General features: G+C 62.0%; 13 protein-coding genes and 1 tRNA gene. 12 read left to right on the forward strand and 2 right to left on the reverse strand.

Features of this window, described 5'->3' with window-relative positions; translation table 11 throughout:
• Positions 1–136: 136 nt before the first annotated feature.
• From KP701_RS06145 to KP701_RS06180, 8 genes are all read left to right on the forward strand, one after another.
• On the forward strand, positions 137–2,410 hold the full coding sequence (locus KP701_RS06145) for a PQQ-dependent dehydrogenase, methanol/ethanol family (protein WP_215746356.1): 2,274 nt from the start codon (positions 137–139) through the stop codon (positions 2,408–2,410).
• A gap of 29 nt (positions 2,411–2,439) precedes the next feature.
• Positions 2,440–3,876 (forward strand): cytochrome c, encoded by a 1,437-nt coding sequence (locus KP701_RS06150; protein ID WP_215746357.1) that lies wholly within the window; start codon positions 2,440–2,442, stop codon positions 3,874–3,876.
• A 126-nt stretch (positions 3,877–4,002) separates the two neighbouring features.
• On the forward strand, positions 4,003–5,316 hold the full coding sequence (mnmE, locus tag KP701_RS06155) for a tRNA uridine-5-carboxymethylaminomethyl(34) synthesis GTPase MnmE (protein WP_215746358.1): 1,314 nt from the start codon (positions 4,003–4,005) through the stop codon (positions 5,314–5,316).
• A 3-nt stretch (positions 5,317–5,319) separates the two neighbouring features.
• Positions 5,320–7,176: a tRNA uridine-5-carboxymethylaminomethyl(34) synthesis enzyme MnmG gene (gene mnmG, locus KP701_RS06160; RefSeq protein ID WP_215746359.1), complete on the forward strand. Its 1,857-nt coding sequence runs from the start codon at positions 5,320–5,322 to the stop codon at positions 7,174–7,176.
• Complete coding sequence (gene rsmG / locus KP701_RS06165; RefSeq protein ID WP_215746360.1) at positions 7,173–7,754, forward strand: 16S rRNA (guanine(527)-N(7))-methyltransferase RsmG; 582 nt, start codon at positions 7,173–7,175, stop codon at positions 7,752–7,754. Before mnmG ends, rsmG begins: the two co-directional genes overlap by 4 nt.
• A complete protein-coding gene (locus KP701_RS06170) occupies positions 7,744–8,547 on the forward strand; it encodes a ParA family protein (protein ID WP_062510748.1) in 804 nt (267 codons plus the stop codon). Before rsmG ends, KP701_RS06170 begins: the two co-directional genes overlap by 11 nt.
• A gap of 6 nt (positions 8,548–8,553) precedes the next feature.
• Positions 8,554–9,429 carry a ParB/RepB/Spo0J family partition protein gene (locus tag KP701_RS06175; RefSeq protein ID WP_215746361.1) on the forward strand — a complete coding sequence of 292 codons (876 nt, stop codon included), beginning with the start codon at positions 8,554–8,556 and terminating at the stop codon, positions 9,427–9,429.
• Between the two features lie 119 nt (positions 9,430–9,548).
• Positions 9,549–9,624: transfer RNA gene (locus KP701_RS06180), tRNA-Lys, on the forward strand.
• A 111-nt stretch (positions 9,625–9,735) separates the two neighbouring features.
• Here KP701_RS06180 and KP701_RS06185 read toward each other — a convergent pair.
• A complete protein-coding gene (locus KP701_RS06185; RefSeq protein WP_215746362.1) occupies positions 9,736–10,422 on the reverse strand; it encodes a histidine phosphatase family protein in 687 nt (228 codons plus the stop codon).
• Positions 10,419–12,467 carry a hypothetical protein gene (locus KP701_RS06190; RefSeq protein WP_215746363.1) on the reverse strand — a complete coding sequence of 683 codons (2,049 nt, stop codon included), beginning with the start codon at positions 12,465–12,467 and terminating at the stop codon, positions 10,419–10,421. The genes KP701_RS06185 and KP701_RS06190 overlap by 4 nt, the downstream gene beginning before the upstream one ends.
• 199 nt (positions 12,468–12,666) lie before the next feature.
• On the opposite strand from KP701_RS06190, the gene rfbB reads away from it, so the two are divergent.
• From rfbB to rfbD, 4 genes are all read left to right on the forward strand, one after another.
• Positions 12,667–13,722, forward strand: coding sequence for a dTDP-glucose 4,6-dehydratase (gene rfbB / locus KP701_RS06195; RefSeq protein ID WP_215746364.1), 1,056 nt, complete (start codon positions 12,667–12,669; stop codon positions 13,720–13,722).
• A 20-nt stretch (positions 13,723–13,742) separates the two neighbouring features.
• Positions 13,743–14,609, forward strand: coding sequence for a glucose-1-phosphate thymidylyltransferase RfbA (rfbA, locus tag KP701_RS06200; protein WP_194264946.1), 867 nt, complete (start codon positions 13,743–13,745; stop codon positions 14,607–14,609).
• Positions 14,610–14,711: 102 nt separating this feature from the next.
• Positions 14,712–15,275 carry a dTDP-4-dehydrorhamnose 3,5-epimerase gene (rfbC, locus tag KP701_RS06205; protein WP_215746365.1) on the forward strand — a complete coding sequence of 188 codons (564 nt, stop codon included), beginning with the start codon at positions 14,712–14,714 and terminating at the stop codon, positions 15,273–15,275.
• An 8-nt stretch (positions 15,276–15,283) separates the two neighbouring features.
• Positions 15,284–16,177 (forward strand): dTDP-4-dehydrorhamnose reductase, encoded by an 894-nt coding sequence (gene rfbD / locus KP701_RS06210; RefSeq protein ID WP_215746445.1) that lies wholly within the window; start codon positions 15,284–15,286, stop codon positions 16,175–16,177.
• Positions 16,178–16,194 lie beyond the last annotated feature (17 nt).

Consider the following 16,194-nt stretch of genomic DNA (forward strand, 5'->3'; position numbering starts at 1 on the left):
GTAAGTTCTCATGCTGCCGGTGTCCGGTACTGAGTGGTGGATTGAGAGAACGAGGATTATCCCCCGTCCCTTTCAAGACTTCACAGGTCCAGAATATCACAGCGGAAACAGTCTTTACAAAAAGGACAGTTGGATCATGACTTCTGGTCTACTGACGCCGATCAAGGTTACGAAAAAGCGCCTTCTCAGCTGCGCCGCCGCTCTGGCGATTTCTGCAGCTGTACCTGTCGCTTTTGCGCAGGAAGATACCGGCGCAGCAATCACGAGCTCCGATAACGGCGGCCATCCCGGGGACTGGCTCTCCTACGGCCGTTCCTATTCCGAGCAGCGCTACAGCCCGCTCGACCAGATCAATACGGAGAATGTCGGCAAGCTGAAGCTCGCCTGGCACTATGATCTGGACACGAACCGCGGCCAGGAAGGCACGCCCCTGATCGTCAACGGCGTCATGTACGCCACGACCAACTGGAGCAAGATGAAGGCGCTGGATGCAGCGACCGGCAAGCTCCTGTGGTCCTACGATCCGAAGGTTCCGGGCAACATCGCCGACCGTGGCTGCTGTGACACGGTCAGCCGTGGCGCCGCCTACTGGAACGGGAAGGTCTATTTCGGCACGTTCGACGGCCGTCTGATCGCGCTCGACGCCAAGACCGGCAAGCTGGTCTGGAGCGTCTACACGATCCCCAAGGAGGCCCAGCTCGGCCACCAGCGGTCCTACACGGTTGACGGTGCCCCCCGTATCGCCAAGGGCAAGGTCCTGATCGGCAACGGTGGTGCAGAATTCGGCGCCCGCGGCTTCGTCTCTGCCTTCGACGCAGAAACCGGCAAGCTCGACTGGCGCTTCTTCACCGTTCCGAACCCCGAGAACAAGCCGGACGGCGCAGCCTCCGACGACATCCTGATGTCCAAGGCCTACCCGACCTGGGGCAAGAACGGCGCCTGGAAGCAGCAGGGCGGCGGCGGTACCGTCTGGGATTCGCTCGTCTATGACCCGGTGACGGACCTCGTCTACCTGGCCGTCGGCAACGGCTCGCCGTGGAACTACAAGTTCCGCTCCGAGGGCAAGGGCGACAACCTCTTCCTGGGCAGCATCGTCGCGATCAATCCTGACACCGGCAAGTATGTCTGGCACTTCCAGGAAACGCCGATGGACGAGTGGGATTACACCTCCGTCCAGCAGATCATGACGCTCGACATGCCGGTCAATGGCGAGATGCGCCACGTCATCGTGCATGCTCCGAAGAACGGCTTCTTCTACATCATCGATGCGAAGACGGGTAAGTTCATCACCGGCAAGCCCTACACCTACGAGAACTGGGCCACCGGCCTGGATCCGGTCACGGGTCGCCCGAACTACGTGCCTGACGCCCTGTGGACCCTGACGGGCAAGCCCTGGCTCGGCATTCCAGGTGAGCTCGGTGGCCATAACTTCGCCGCCATGGCCTACAGCCCGAAGACAAAGCTGGTCTACATTCCGGCCCAGCAGATCCCACTCCTGTACGATGGCCAGAAAGGTGGCTTCAAGGCGTATCATGACGCCTGGAACCTCGGCCTCGACATGAACAAGATCGGCCTCTTCGACGACAACGATCCGGAACATGTCGCCGCCAAGAAGGACTTCCTGAAGGTCCTGAAGGGCTGGACGGTCGCCTGGGATCCGGAAAAGATGGCTCCGGCCTTCACGATCAACCACAAGGGTCCGTGGAACGGCGGTATTCTGGCCACGGCCGGTAACGTGATCTTCCAGGGTCTGGCGAACGGCGAATTCCACGCCTACGACGCCACGAACGGCAACGATCTCTATTCCTTCCCCGCACAGAGCGCGATCATCGCTCCGCCGGTGACCTATACGGCCAACGGCAAGCAGTATGTCGCGGTTGAAGTGGGCTGGGGCGGCATCTATCCGTTCCTGTATGGCGGCGTTGCCCGCACCTCGGGCTGGACGGTCAACCACTCCCGTGTGATTGCCTTCTCGCTTGACGGCAAGGACAGCCTGCCGCCGAAGAACGAGCTTGGCTTCACCCCGGTCAAGCCGGTTCCGACCTATGACGAGGCCCGTCAGAAGAACGGATACTTCCTGTATCAGACGTTCTGCTCGGCCTGCCATGGCGACAATGCGATCTCCGGTGGCGTTCTGCCTGACCTTCGCTGGTCCGGTGCTCCGCGCGGCAAGGAAAGCTTCTACAAGCTCGTTGGTCGCGGTGCTCTGACGGCCTACGGCATGGACCGCTTCGACACCTCCATGACGCCTGAGCAGATCGAGGATATCCGCAACTTCATCGTGAAGCGCGCGAACGAATCCTACGACGACGAAGTCAAGGCACGTGAAAACTCAACTGGCGTTCCGAACGATCAGTTCCTCAATGTCCCGCAGTCCACGGCCGATGTTCCGACCGCGGATCACCCCTGAGGCAGCGGTTTGCATAAGGAGCACGTGACATGCTGAACGCATTAACTCGGGACAGGCTGGTATCTGAGATGAAACAGGGATGGAAACTCGCGGCCGCTATCGGCCTCATGGCGGTGTCTTTCGGCGCCGCCCATGCCCAGGACGCCGATGAAGCCCTGATCAAGCGTGGCGAATATGTCGCCCGCCTGTCGGACTGCATCGCCTGCCACACGGCCCTTCACGGACAGCCCTATGCGGGCGGTCTGGAGATCAAGAGCCCGATCGGCACGATCTATTCGACCAACATCACACCGGACCCGGAACACGGTATCGGCAACTACACCCTGGAGGACTTCACGAAGGCCCTCCGCAAAGGCATCCGCAAGGATGGTGCAACGGTCTATCCGGCCATGCCCTATCCTGAATTCGCACGTCTGTCCGATGACGACATCCGTGCGATGTATGCCTTTTTCATGCACGGCGTGAAGCCGGTCGCCCAGCAGAACAAGGCACCGGACATCAGCTGGCCGCTCTCCATGCGCTGGCCGCTGGGCATGTGGCGCGCCATGTTCGTCCCGAGCATGACGCCGGGCGTGGACAAGAGCATCAGTGATCCGGAAGTCGCCCGCGGCGAATATCTCGTCAACGGCCCGGGTCATTGCGGCGAATGCCATACGCCCCGCGGTTTCGGGATGCAGGTCAAGGCCTACGGCACGGCTGGCGGCAACGCCTACCTCGCCGGTGGTGCCCCGATCGACAACTGGATCGCACCGAGCCTGCGCAGCAACAGCGACACGGGTCTGGGCCGCTGGTCTGAAGATGACATCGTCACCTTCCTCAAGAGCGGCCGTATCGACCACTCCGCCGTCTTCGGTGGCATGGCCGACGTGGTGGCTTACAGCACGCAGCACTGGTCCGACGACGATCTGCGCGCTACGGCCAAGTACCTCAAGAGCATGCCGGCCGTGCCGGAAGGCAAGAACCTCGGTCAGGATGACGGTCAGACGACCGCTCTGCTGAACAAGGGTGGTCAGGGCAACGCAGGTGCGGAAGTCTATCTGCACAACTGCGCCATCTGCCACATGAACGATGGTACGGGCGTCAACCGCATGTTCCCGCCGCTGGCAGGCAACCCGGTCGTCCTGACGGATGATCCGACGTCGCTCGCCAATGTCGTGGCCTTCGGTGGCATCCTGCCCCCGACCAACAGCGCACCGTCCGCTGTTGCCATGCCCGGGTTCAAGAATCACCTCTCCGACCAGGAGATGGCCGATGTCGTGAACTTCATGCGCAAAGGCTGGGGCAACAACGCACCGGGAACCGTGTCCGCTTCCGACATCCAGAAGCTGCGCACGACGGGTGCTCCGGTCTCCACTGCTGGCTGGAACGTCTCCAGCAAGGGCTGGATGGCTTACATGCCGCAGCCTTACGGCGAAGGCTGGACCTTCTCCCCGCAGACCCACACAGGCGTGGACGAAGCCCAGTAAGCTTCCCACTCCCTGTCAGTCTGACAGAAAGGGCGGATCGGAAACGGTCCGCCTTTTTTCGTGTCTGCGCGCAAGGCATTGCACAGGGCATTTCACCGCAAGGCCACCTGCACTACATAGAAACCCATGATGCGCTCATCCCTTCCGGACGCCCCTGACACCACGCCACAGGTCATTTTTGCACTGGCCACGGGCCCATCCCGTGCGGCCATTGCGATCATGCGTGCCAGCGGGCCGGGCAGCGATACGATCCTGAAAGCTCTCTGCAACGGGCGCCTTCCGGAACCCCGCCGCGTCAGCCTGCGCACCCTGCGCCATGACGGAGAGGTGCTCGATCACGCCGTCGCCCTTTGGCTCCCCGGCCCCAACTCCTACACTGGCGAAGACGGCTTTGAACTGCATCTCCACGCAGGCCCCGCCATCATCGCCCGCGTCGCTGATGCCCTGACCGATCTGGGCGCCCGCCCCGCCGAACCCGGCGAATTCACTCGCCGCGCCGTGCAGAAGGGACGACTGGATCTGCTTCAAGCCGAAGCCATCGCCGACCTCGTGGACGCCGAAACCGAAAGTCAGCGCAAACAGGCACTCCGTCAGGCCGATGGTGCCCTGAGTCGCCTGTACGATGACTGGGCACAGCGCCTGCGTCTCGTCCTCGCCCATCAGGAAGCCCTGATCGATTTCCCGGACGAAGAACTGCCACAGGATGTGGAAGACGGCCTGATCGAGGAACTCTCAAAGCTCCAGACCGAGATGTCCGCCCATCTTCAGGACAATCGCGGCGAACTCATGCGTCAGGGGCTGACCGTCGTGATCGCCGGCGCTCCAAATGTCGGGAAATCCAGTCTTCTCAATGCGTTATCCGGAACCGACGCCGCCATCGTCACCCATCGCGCCGGCACCACACGAGATGCCATCGCGCTCGACTGGGTTCTGGACGGCGTGCGCCTGCGCCTGATTGACACGGCTGGCCTGCGAGAGACGGAAGACGAAATCGAGGCCGAGGGCATCCGCCGCGCACTGTTTCACGTGAAACAAGCCGACGTCGTGCTGCATCTGATCGGCCCGAATGAAAGTCTCGAATCCCTTTCCGGGCAGGAAATTCCCGTCCGGACGAAAATCGACATCGCGCCCACGCCGCCCGGCATGTTAGGGATCAGCACACAGTCCGGCGAAGGCCTCGCTGCGCTGCGTCAGGTCCTGTCCGAACGGGTGGCAGAACTCATGGCCGGTTCAGCCGCACCTCCGCTGACCCGCGCCAGACACCGCGCTGGAATCCAGGAGGCCGCAACCCATCTGGAGCGCGCACGGACCGCAACCTGGCCGGAACTTCGGGGCGAAGAACTCCGCCTGTCCATGCTGGCCTTGGGGCGTCTGACGGGACGTGTTGATGTTGAATCCCTGCTCGATGCGATTTTCGGGCAGTTCTGTATCGGGAAGTAGGTTTTGAGCGATTTCGATGTCATCGTGATCGGCGGCGGTCATGCCGGATGTGAAGCCGCAGCGGCATCGGCCCGCTTCGGCGCGCGCACCCTGCTGCTGACCCATCGGCTTGAAACGATTGGTGCCATGTCCTGCAACCCGGCCATCGGCGGGATCGGCAAGGGCCATCTCGTGCGCGAAATTGACGCGCTCGACGGCCTGATGGGCAAAGCCGCAGATCGCGCGGGCATCCATTTCAAACTGCTCAACCGCTCCAAGGGCCCTGCCGTCCACGGCCCGCGCGCGCAGGCGGACCGTTCGCTCTATCGCGCCGCCATTCAGGATCTTCTCGCCGCAACGCCGAACCTGACAATCCTCGAAGGCGCCGCTGGCGACCTGATCGAAGAGAACGGCCACATCACCGGCGTCATCTGCGAAGACGGTCGCGAGTTCCGCTGCGGCGCCGTTGTGCTGACCACCGGAACCTTCCTGCGCGGCGTCATCCATGTCGGCCACACCCAGACGGAAGCCGGCCGTATCGGCGAAGCCCCAGCAAAACGTCTGGGCGAACGGCTCTATGCGCTGGGCCTTCAGATGGGCCGTCTCAAGACCGGCACCCCACCGCGTCTGGCCAAAGACAGCATCGACTGGGAGAACCTCCCGGCCGATCCCGGCGATGCAGAGCCCGAGGCCTTCAGCCCCATGACGACGGCCATCACCAATCCGCAGGTCGTCTGCCGCATCAGCCATACGACCGCCGAAACCCACAGGATCATCAACGAGAACCTGCACCGCTCGGCCATGTATGGGGGCGCCATCGCCGGTCGTGGCCCGCGCTACTGCCCGTCCATCGAGGACAAGGTCGTCCGCTTTGCCGAGCGCACATCGCATCAGGTCTTTCTGGAACCTGAAGCCCTACCAGGAAATCCGGGCGGCGATCTGGTCTATCCCAATGGCATCAGCACCAGCCTGCCCGCTGACGTACAGGCCGCGATGATCGCCACCATGCCCGGTCTGGAAAAGGCGCGTATCGTCACGGCAGGCTATGCCGTCGAATATGATTATGTAGACCCGCGCGAACTTCTGCCCTCCCTGCAACTGCGCCATCTGCCGGACCTGTATCTGGCCGGGCAGATCAACGGCACGACCGGCTACGAGGAAGCCGGAGCACAGGGCCTCCTCGCGGGCCTGAACGCCGCCCGCGCCACCGCTGGAAACGAAGCCCTCACGCTGGACCGGAGCGACGCCTATCTCGGCGTCATGATCGACGACCTGACCCTGCACGGCATCAGCGAACCCTATCGCATGTTCACCTCGCGCGCCGAATATCGCCTGACCCTGCGCGCCGACAACGCCGACCTGCGCCTGACGCCAAAGGGCATCGCCGCGGGCTGCGTCCTGTCCGAACGCACAGCAGCCTTCACGGCCCAGAAAGCCGAACTCGACGCCGCCATGACCCGCGCGGCCGAGACGACCTTCCTGCCGCAGACCCTGCGCGATGTTGGTTTCGAAGTCTCGCTGGACGGTCGCAGACGCACGGTTCTCGACGTTCTGGCCAGCAATGGCGACCATACGAAACTGGACACGCTGGCCCCCTGGTTCGCGGAGCTCCCCCTGCGCGTCCGCCGCCATGTCGAGACCGAAGCCCGCTATGGCGGCTATCTTCACCGACAGGATCGTGAAATTCGACAGCTCGCGTCCGAAAGTGCCATCGCCCTTCGTGCCAATCTGGATTACAGTGCCATCGGCGGCCTGAGCAGCGAAATGCGCGAGCGCTTTTCCCAGGCCCGCCCGACCAGTTTCGCCGCAGCACAGCGCGTGCGCGGGGTCACACCCGCCGCGCTGGTCGCCCTGCTGGCCCATGTAAGGACCCTGTCATGACCACCGTTTCACGTGAAACACATGAGAGGCTGGAGCGCTTTGCCGACCTGCTCGTGCAGTGGAACGCAAAGATCAATCTCGTCAGTCCACGTGACATCGCCCAGCTCTGGCCCCGTCATATCGAAGACAGCCTCCAGCTCGCGGAACTGATCCCCGAAGGCGCAACCATTACTGACCTCGGTTCGGGCGGCGGTTTTCCAGGCATTATTCTGGCTATCGCAACCGGAAACCCCGCCACCCTGATTGAATCGGACCAGCGCAAATGCGCCTTCCTGCGGGAAGCAGGACGCATCTGCGACGCAAAGGTCACGGTCATCGCCAAGCGTATCGAAGCCGCCAGCCCCCCTCCGGCCGACATCATCACGGCCCGGGCGCTGGCTCCTCTTAACAGGCTCCTCGAATGGGCACGGCCATTGCTGAAGGAAGACGGGTTCTGCCTGTTCCTGAAGGGTCAGAAGGCGCAGGCCGAGTTGACCGAGGCAAGCGCCGACTGGCACATGAGCCACACGATTATTCCCAGCCGCACCGACCCCGGCGGAGCCATCATCAAAGTCAGTGATTTCAAGCGTGTCGTCTAAAACCGAATCTCCCACCACCCGGATCATTGCCGTCACCAACCAGAAGGGAGGCGTCGGCAAGACCACCACCACCATCAATCTGGCCGCGGGTCTGGCCCGTCAGGGACAGCGCGTCCTGCTCGTGGATCTGGATCCGCAGGGCAACGCCTCCACCGGCCTGGGCATCGACTACGACCAGCGCAACACCGGCACCTATGCCGCGCTGATGGTGGAAGCCGAGCCTCACGCCCTGCCCCAGCCGACCGAATTCGACAATCTGGCGATCATCACCGCCAATAACGAACTGGCCGGTGCCGAGCTTGAGATGATCGGTGACGAGCGCCGCGAATACCGTCTGCGAGATGCCCTGCGCGCGCTGGAAGGCGATTACGACACTATCCTGATCGACTGCCCTCCAAGCCTCGGTCTGCTGACGCTGAATGCGCTGGTGGCTTCTGACAGCGTGATCGTGCCTCTGCAATGCGAGTTCTTCGCGCTCGAAGGCATCAGTCAGCTCGTCCGCACCATCGATCGCGTGCGCCGCGCCTTCAACGCCGATCTGCATCTCGAAGGCATCGTTCTGACGATGTATGACCGCCGCAACAACCTGTCCGAACTCGTAGCGCAGGACGCACGCGGCTTCTTCGGCGATCAGGTGTTCGAAACGCTCATTCCGCGCAATATCCGCATTTCCGAAGCCCAGAGCCACGGCAGCCCCGTGCTGGACTATGACGCCCGCTCCACGGGTGCCATCGCCTATCTGGCGCTGGCGGACGAACTGATCAAACGCAACAAGAACAAGGCAAAGGCGTAACCGGCGATGGCCAAAAAGGACAGTTCCCCGCGGCTTGGTCGCGGCCTCGCGGCTCTTCTGGGTGATCAGGCGCCACAGCTCGCCCGCGCCACGCGCGCGAATGCGCAGCCTCAGCAGCATTCCTCCCTGCCGGTGGATGTTCTGGCGCCGAGCCCCTTCCAGCCGCGACAGGACATGAACCCCGAGCGCCTGTCCGAACTGGCCGATTCCATCCGCTCACGCGGCGTCCTACAACCGCTACTCGTCCGTCCCGATCCCGAAAAAGCAGGCCATTACCAGATCATCGCCGGCGAACGCCGCTGGCGCGCCTCACAGCTCGCAGGCCTGCACAGCGTCCCCGTCCATATCCGCGAACTGGACGACACGGACGCCATGGCCGCCGCTCTGGTCGAGAACCTCCAGCGCGCGGACCTCAACCCGATCGAGGAAGCCGAGGGCCTGCAACGCCTGGTCACGGACTACACCCTGACGCAGGAAGAACTGGCCGGTGCCGTGGGCAAGTCCCGCCCGCACATCACCAACACCATGCGCCTGCTCAACCTGCCGCCGGAAGTCCGCGCGCATGTCCGCAATGGCGAACTCACGGCCGGTCACGCCCGCGCCCTGCTGACGCACCCCGACCCGGTCGCCGCCGCAAAAAACGTCATCGCCCGTGGCCTCAACGTGCGTCAGACAGAAGCCCTGACCAGCGGCAAAACTACCCTGACGCCGGCCAAAAAGGCACGGGACGCGGAAATCCTGCAGATCGAAAATGACCTGTCCTCCCGCCTCGGACTGAAAGTCCATATTTCCTACAATGGAAAAAAAGGTGGCTCCCTGAAGATCGATTACACCTCCCTGGAGCAGTTCGAGAGCGTCATGCGCCTGCTTAACCGCAAATAAGATATTGAAATAAAAGGTTTTTTCTTTTTTCCAGCACCAAACTGCACGAAAAGATGAAAAACCCCTTGCAGCTCAGCGCGGAATACCGCTATAAGCCGCTCCACCGGTAGACGGGCCATGGGCACATAGCTCAGTTGGTAGAGCAGCTGACTCTTAATCAGCGGGTCCAAGGTTCGAGCCCTTGTGTGCCCACCATGCCCGTCTCCGGTTGTTTCCCAAAAATTTCATAGTGATCTGCCAAAGCCCATTACGGGTTTTTTTTCGTGTTTCCGGGCAGCCCCTGAAATCCAGAGACTGCCCCGGCTTTCAGCCTCGGAAATCAGGCAGTTCGTTGACCGTCACGACGCGCCACAGGCAGTCGATACGCTCCAGAATGGTGATGGACAGGTTCTGGATCGAAAAGCGCAGCGCCGTATCGGGATGCACACTCAGCGCATGCGCCAGAGCTGCACGGATGGCCCCACCATGGCTGACGACAACCATATCCTGCCCTTCATGCGCATTCGCCAGATCCTCAAGCCCGTGTCCCACGCGCGCGCAGACATCCAGCATGCTCTCCCCGCCCGGCGGAAGCTCACAGGCGGAAATGGACCAGAACGGATTGGGCGGCAGACGCAGCAGGGACATGAATTCCGAATGGGGCGTGCCATGCCACCTCCCGATCGACTGCTCAATGAAGCGGCCATCAATCGTCACATCCTGCGAAAACGCCCCCGCCTTGCGGATCTCAGCCGCAGTATCCTGCGCCCGCTGCAACGGTGAACTATACCACAGCGCATCCTTCGGCAGACGCCGCGCCAGTGTGGCATAGCCGCCCTGCTGGCTCGCCATCGCCTCACGGCACAGCGGCACATCGAGCGCGCCATACATCGTCTTGCGCGCACTGGCTTCCACAACCGCATGACGGATCAGCCAGAACCGGGTAACGCCCTTCGGCAGTTCCGGCGTATCGAGAAAATGCCCGTGCGGGACCGCTTTATCTGTCTGGGTCATGCTAATGGGGCGTAACGGGGGACAGGGTTCGCGTCCAGCAGAACATCCCAGTGTTTCAGGATCAGCTCCAGTTTTCCAAGCACCCGGCGCGCATCCATGCATTCGCGCTGCAAGCGGCGCTCCTCGTCCAGTCCCTCATGTGACGGCTCACCAGACACAAGACGCGCACCCGCGCACAGACGCAGCGCGCCCGCCGGTCCGTTCACCAGCGGATGAGGCACCGGCACCGGCTGCCCCAGCACACAGAGCAGGCTGCCCTCGCCTTCCGTCACCCAGGGCGACAGATCCGCGTTCAGCCAGCGATGCAGACGCCGGGCATCTTCCAATGCCAGCGGACGGCCGGAAGCATGCGGATCTTCAACTAGGAAGGACAGGATGGTCGGCACCGCATCCCAGCGACCGTCATCAAAAGGCGTCCCCATGGGCAGCATGGTGAGAACCGGACGGGCATTAACCATAGCCACGGCCTCCGTCATGAACCGGGTCAGACGTCCACGAATGACAGGATCGGGCAGCGCAAACAGTGCATCCATTTCCGCCAGAGCCGCATACCAGCGCAGCGCCAGTCCGATATTGTGACCGTTATTAAGAGCCGAAGCATCCGCGCCCTCCGGCCACTCATCCCGGTTGCCATAAGCCCGCAGCCCTTTGGGAAGCGGCAGGGACGGCAGACGACTGCGGATTGCGGGAGGAAGGAGAATTGCCCCGCAGAAAGGTGGGCCGGTAAAGAACTTGGAGCCGGTAATCATGACAATGATCCCCCGCTCCACCCATTCCGCCACACGCGACGGGCTCAGCCGCGCCTGACAGACATCAACTACAACACTGAGCTGATCGCCCAGCTCCGTACACAATTTCCAGACAAGATCCATGTCCGGTGCCGCAAGCCCCGTCTTCGACTGGTCCAGCCGATGCAGCAGCACATGCCGCCCCTCCGCCACTTCCCGCCGCACAAGGTCTGCACATTGTGTATTGATCTCGGCCACCGGCCGCGCCGTTCCGTCGGCCGCACGGATATCCACACCGATCAGCCGCGTCTCGGGCGAGAAGCCTTCGATCACCTCCCCCTTACCCACCAGCGTGGCACAGGCGCTGTCCGTCGCGAAATGCCGCCCACAGGCCGCAAGTGGAACCCCGCTGCCTGTTTCATCAGGGGCCAAGAGAATGGATGTGACCGGTCGATCCGTTCCGGCCGCCACAAGCGCCAGAACCGCCAGTTCACAGTCCGTCCCGGACGCCGACAACAGAACAGCATCTTCCGGCAGACCGAAATGCGCGCCGATCGCTTCGCGGGCCCGGCGCACGACGCCTTCCTGCACCAGATCCGGGTCCTGCTTGGCCAGAAGCGCACTCATCATGCCGCGCCGGGCGGCTTCCGCACCACCAAATCCGCGTTCAGACAGCGAAGACGCCGTCGATGACCCAAAAGTGATCGCCCAGGGGCGCGGACGATGAGAACTTGAATACCGGTTCAGCCCCGTATGCGGATCAACCGCTAGTCGGGAATCCCCGCCACCGCTCATCAGGCTCTCGGCCGGCGCGAGAACAGGCCACAGACGGGTCAGAACCTTCTGCAGACGTTCGGCTTCATGCTGCGTGAAAACAGGCAGATCCGGCAGGAACGCGCTCAGCGTCTCCCAGCTCTGCATAAGAGCCGGTGCATCCGGCACATCATCGCTGAAAACCGCAAGCCAGGCCGGAAGCGGCGTAACCTCACCTGTATCGAGCGCATGAAACAGCGCCGCCACACGCGCTGCGGCAAAGCTGGCCAGATAGGGATTGGCACCCGGCTCCAGCAACCTCATCAGTTCGATAGCATGACGCAGAAATGTTGGCGCAAGACGCGGCGCTTCAAGACACGGACCACCTAAAGTAAGCGTGGCCGTCTGCAGACAGAAAGGCTTCCCCGGTTCCAGCGTTCCCACGATCCGGAATGGGAGCGACAGTGACACATCCAGAACGGGAACCAGCCCATCCGCAATCACCCGAAGATCGGGCCGCTCCAGAACATCCGTCAGGGAGCGTGTCAAAGTATCAGCCAGCATATCTGCCTCTCCTGCCTCCGCACGACTGTGGGATTAGCCCATCAGCCCGGACAGCGCGAGAGGTGAAAGCATTTCCCAATGTCACCTGTCCGGCGTGTAAAGAAACGTACCGGCGTTATTTGCGCTGTTTCAACAACGCTGTAAGATAAAAGTTATTCTGTCGGGGTTTCAGACCCTGATCCAATATCATGAGGTTCAAATGCGGATTCTGCTGACAGGCGGCTGTGGTTTCATAGGATCGGCCGTTGTACGCCATCTGATCCGGAACACCGAACATTCGGTTCTGAACGTTGACTGCATGACTTATGCAGCGTCGGAAGACACGGTCAGCGAAGTCGCAGACGATCCCCGGTATTCCCATGCCCGCGCGAACATCGTGAACGGCGTGGAAATGCAGCGCCTGTTCGAGGAATACCGCCCGGACGCCGTCATGCATCTCGCAGCGGAAAGCCATGTGGACCGCTCGATCGATGGTCCCGGCGTTTTCATCCAGACGAACGTCGTCGGCACGTATTCCCTGCTCGAAGCCGCGCGGAAATACTGGAACACGCTGGGAGAGGCCGAAAAGAAGGCCTTTCGCTTCCATCACATTTCCACGGACGAAGTGTTCGGCCATCTGGAGCCGAACGACCCGCCGTTCACGGAAACCACACCTTACGATCCGCGCAGCCCGTATTCGGCCTCCAAGGCCTCGTCCGACCATCTGGTCCGCGCCTGGTTCCACACCTACGGCCTGCCGACCTTCGTGACGAACACCACCAACAATTACGGCATCTGGCACTTCCCCGAGAAGCTGATCCCGCTGGTCACGATCAACGCCATCGAAGGCCGCGAGCTTCCGGTTTACGGCAAGGGCGAGAATGTCCGCGACTGGCTGTTCGTCGAAGACCATGCCGAAGCACTGGTCAAGGCCGTCGAAATCGGCAAGCCGGGCGAAACCTACGCCATCGGTGCCCGTCAGCCCCGCACCAATCTCGAAGTCGTCAAGAAGATCTGCGCCGTCCTCGACGAGCTTCAGCCCGATCCGGCTGGCCCGCGCGAGCGTCTGATCCGCTTCGTGACGGACCGCCCCGGCCATGACTTCCGCTACGAGATCGACCCGTCCCACGCCGAGAAGGAACTCGACTGGAAAGCGAAGCACGATTTCGAAAGCGGCATCCGCAAGACCGTTCAGTGGTATCTCGATAACCGCGCCTGGTGGGAAGGAATCCGCTCCAAGCGCTACACCGGCCAGAGACTGGGAGCAAACACGTGAGCACCATCGAGACAAAGCCCATGAAGGGCATCATTCTCGCCGGCGGTTCGGGCACACGCCTGTATCCGATGACGATGGCAGCCTCCAAGCAGCTCCTGCCCGTCTATGACAAGCCGATGATCTACTATCCGCTTTCCACGCTGATGCTGGCGGGAATCCGGGACATCATGATCATCACGACCCCGCATGACATGCCTCAGTTCCAGCGCCTGCTGGGCGATGGCTCGCAGTTCGGCGTCACTTTCGAATACCGTGTTCAGCCGTCGCCGGACGGTCTGGCACAGGCGTTCCTGATCGCCGAAGACTGGATCCAGGGCGCTCCCTGTGCCCTGGCACTGGGCGACAACCTGATCTTCTCCGAACACCTGGGCGTTCTTCTGCGTGCCGCGTCGAACCGTCCGCAGGGTGCCACGGTCTTCGCCTATCAGGTCCGCGATCCCGAACGTTACGGCGTGGTCTCCTTCGACGAGAGCGGCCGGGCCCTGAAGGTCGAGGAAAAGCCGACCCATCCGGAATCCCACTGGGCCATCACGGGTCTGTATTTCTACGACAACCGCGTCGTGGACTTCGCCAAGAAAGTGAAGCCCAGCGCCCGCGGCGAGCTGGAAATCACCGACCTCAACCGCATGTATCTCGAAGAAGGCACCCTTCAGGTGGATCGTCTGGGCCGTGGCTGCGCCTGGCTCGACGCTGGCATGCCCGACAGCCTGATGCAGGCCGGAACCTTCGTGCAGACCATCCAGTCCCGTCAGGGCATGCTGGTGGGCTCTCCGGCCGAAGTGGCATTCCGCAACAAGTTCATCACCGCCGACCAGCTTCGCGAACACGCGAAGGAAATGGGCAAGACCGAACTCGGTCGCCTGCTGCGGGAACTGGCCGACAGCTGATTTCTTCATACGGTTCCGGCTTCCTGCATCTTTTTGCAGCCGGAGCCGTTTTTTCGTGACCAATTTTCACGACCCCATCTGCAAAACAGGGATTTTCAGAGCATGAAAGTCGAACGTCTTTCCATTCCAGAGGTCATTCTCGTCACGCCTCCCCGTTTTGGTGACAATCGCGGCTTCTTCTCCGAAACCTACAATGTAGAGCGCATGGGCGAAGCCGGCATCGACCTGCCCTTCGTTCAGGACAACCAGAGCCTTTCACGCCAGAAGGGCGTCGTCCGTGGCCTGCACTGCCAGCTTGCGCCTTACGAACAGGGCAAGCTTGTCCGCGTCACACGCGGCGCCATCTGGGATGTGGCCGTCGACGCACGCACGGGCTCGCCGACCTATGGCAAATGGTGCGCAGCGGAACTCTCCGCCGAAAACTGGTCCCAGCTCTGGATTCCGCCCGGCTTCCTGCACGGCTTTGTCACGCTCGAAGAGAACACCGAGGTGCAGTACAAATGCACCTCGCTCTACAGCAAGGTCTCCGAACGCGCCGTCATCTGGAACTGCCCGGAACTGAAGATCGACTGGCCCGTTTCCGAAGCTGACGCCATCCTGTCCGACAAGGACAAGGTCGCACCGCATTTTACCGAAGCCAAGGGCTGGTTCTCGTACGAAAAGTGAGCATGACGATGTCCAGCACAGGTCCCATTCTCGTCACGGGCGGCAACGGCCAGCTTGCGACGTCCCTTCAGAATCTCGGCGACGAACGCATCATCCGCGTCGGCCGTCCGGAATTCGATTTCGACCGCCCGGAAACCATTGCCGCCACGGTCGAGAAGTATAAACCTTCCGTGGTCGTGAACGCAGCCGCCTGGACGGCCGTCGATCTGGCCGAGACGGAAAAGGACGGCGCCGAACGCGCCAACAATTCCGGCCCGGCCGCATTGGCCGCAGCCTGCGCCAAGGCGGATATCCCGTTCATCCATGTCTCGACGGACTACGTCTTCTCCGGTGACAAGGGCACGCCCTACACCGAAGACGATGCCACCTCTCCCGAGACGGTCTATGGCAGCACCAAGGCCGAAGGTGAGCAGTCCGTCCTGACCGCCAACATCAAGAGCATCATCCTGCGCACTGCCTGGGTCTATTCCGCTCATGGCAAGAACTTCGTGCGCACCATGATCAATGCGGGCGCGAAAAACCCCGTGCTCAAGGTCGTCGGGGACCAGAAGGGCAATCCGACCAGTTCGGACGATCTGGCCGAAGCCATTCTCGCCATCATCGCCCTGATCGAACGCGATGGCTGGAAACCGGAATACTGCGGCATTTTCCACGCCAGCGGAACCGGTGAAACCACATGGCACGGCCTGGCCGTCGCCGCGCTGGAAGAGGCCGCAAAGCATGGCCAGACCATGCCGCAGGTCAACGCCATCCGCACCGAAGACTGGCCCACGCCAGCCAAGCGTCCGCAGGACTCCCGGATGGACAATTCGAAACTCCATCGCGTCTTCGGCGTAAAAATGCCGGACTGGCGCCACAGCGTGACGCATATCGTCCACAAGCTGTTTTCTCCTGAAGCCTGACTGCCTGTTGCCCTCTC

The organism is Gluconobacter sp. P1C6_b, assembly GCF_018811945.1.
GTDB lineage: Bacteria > Pseudomonadota > Alphaproteobacteria > Acetobacterales > Acetobacteraceae > Gluconobacter.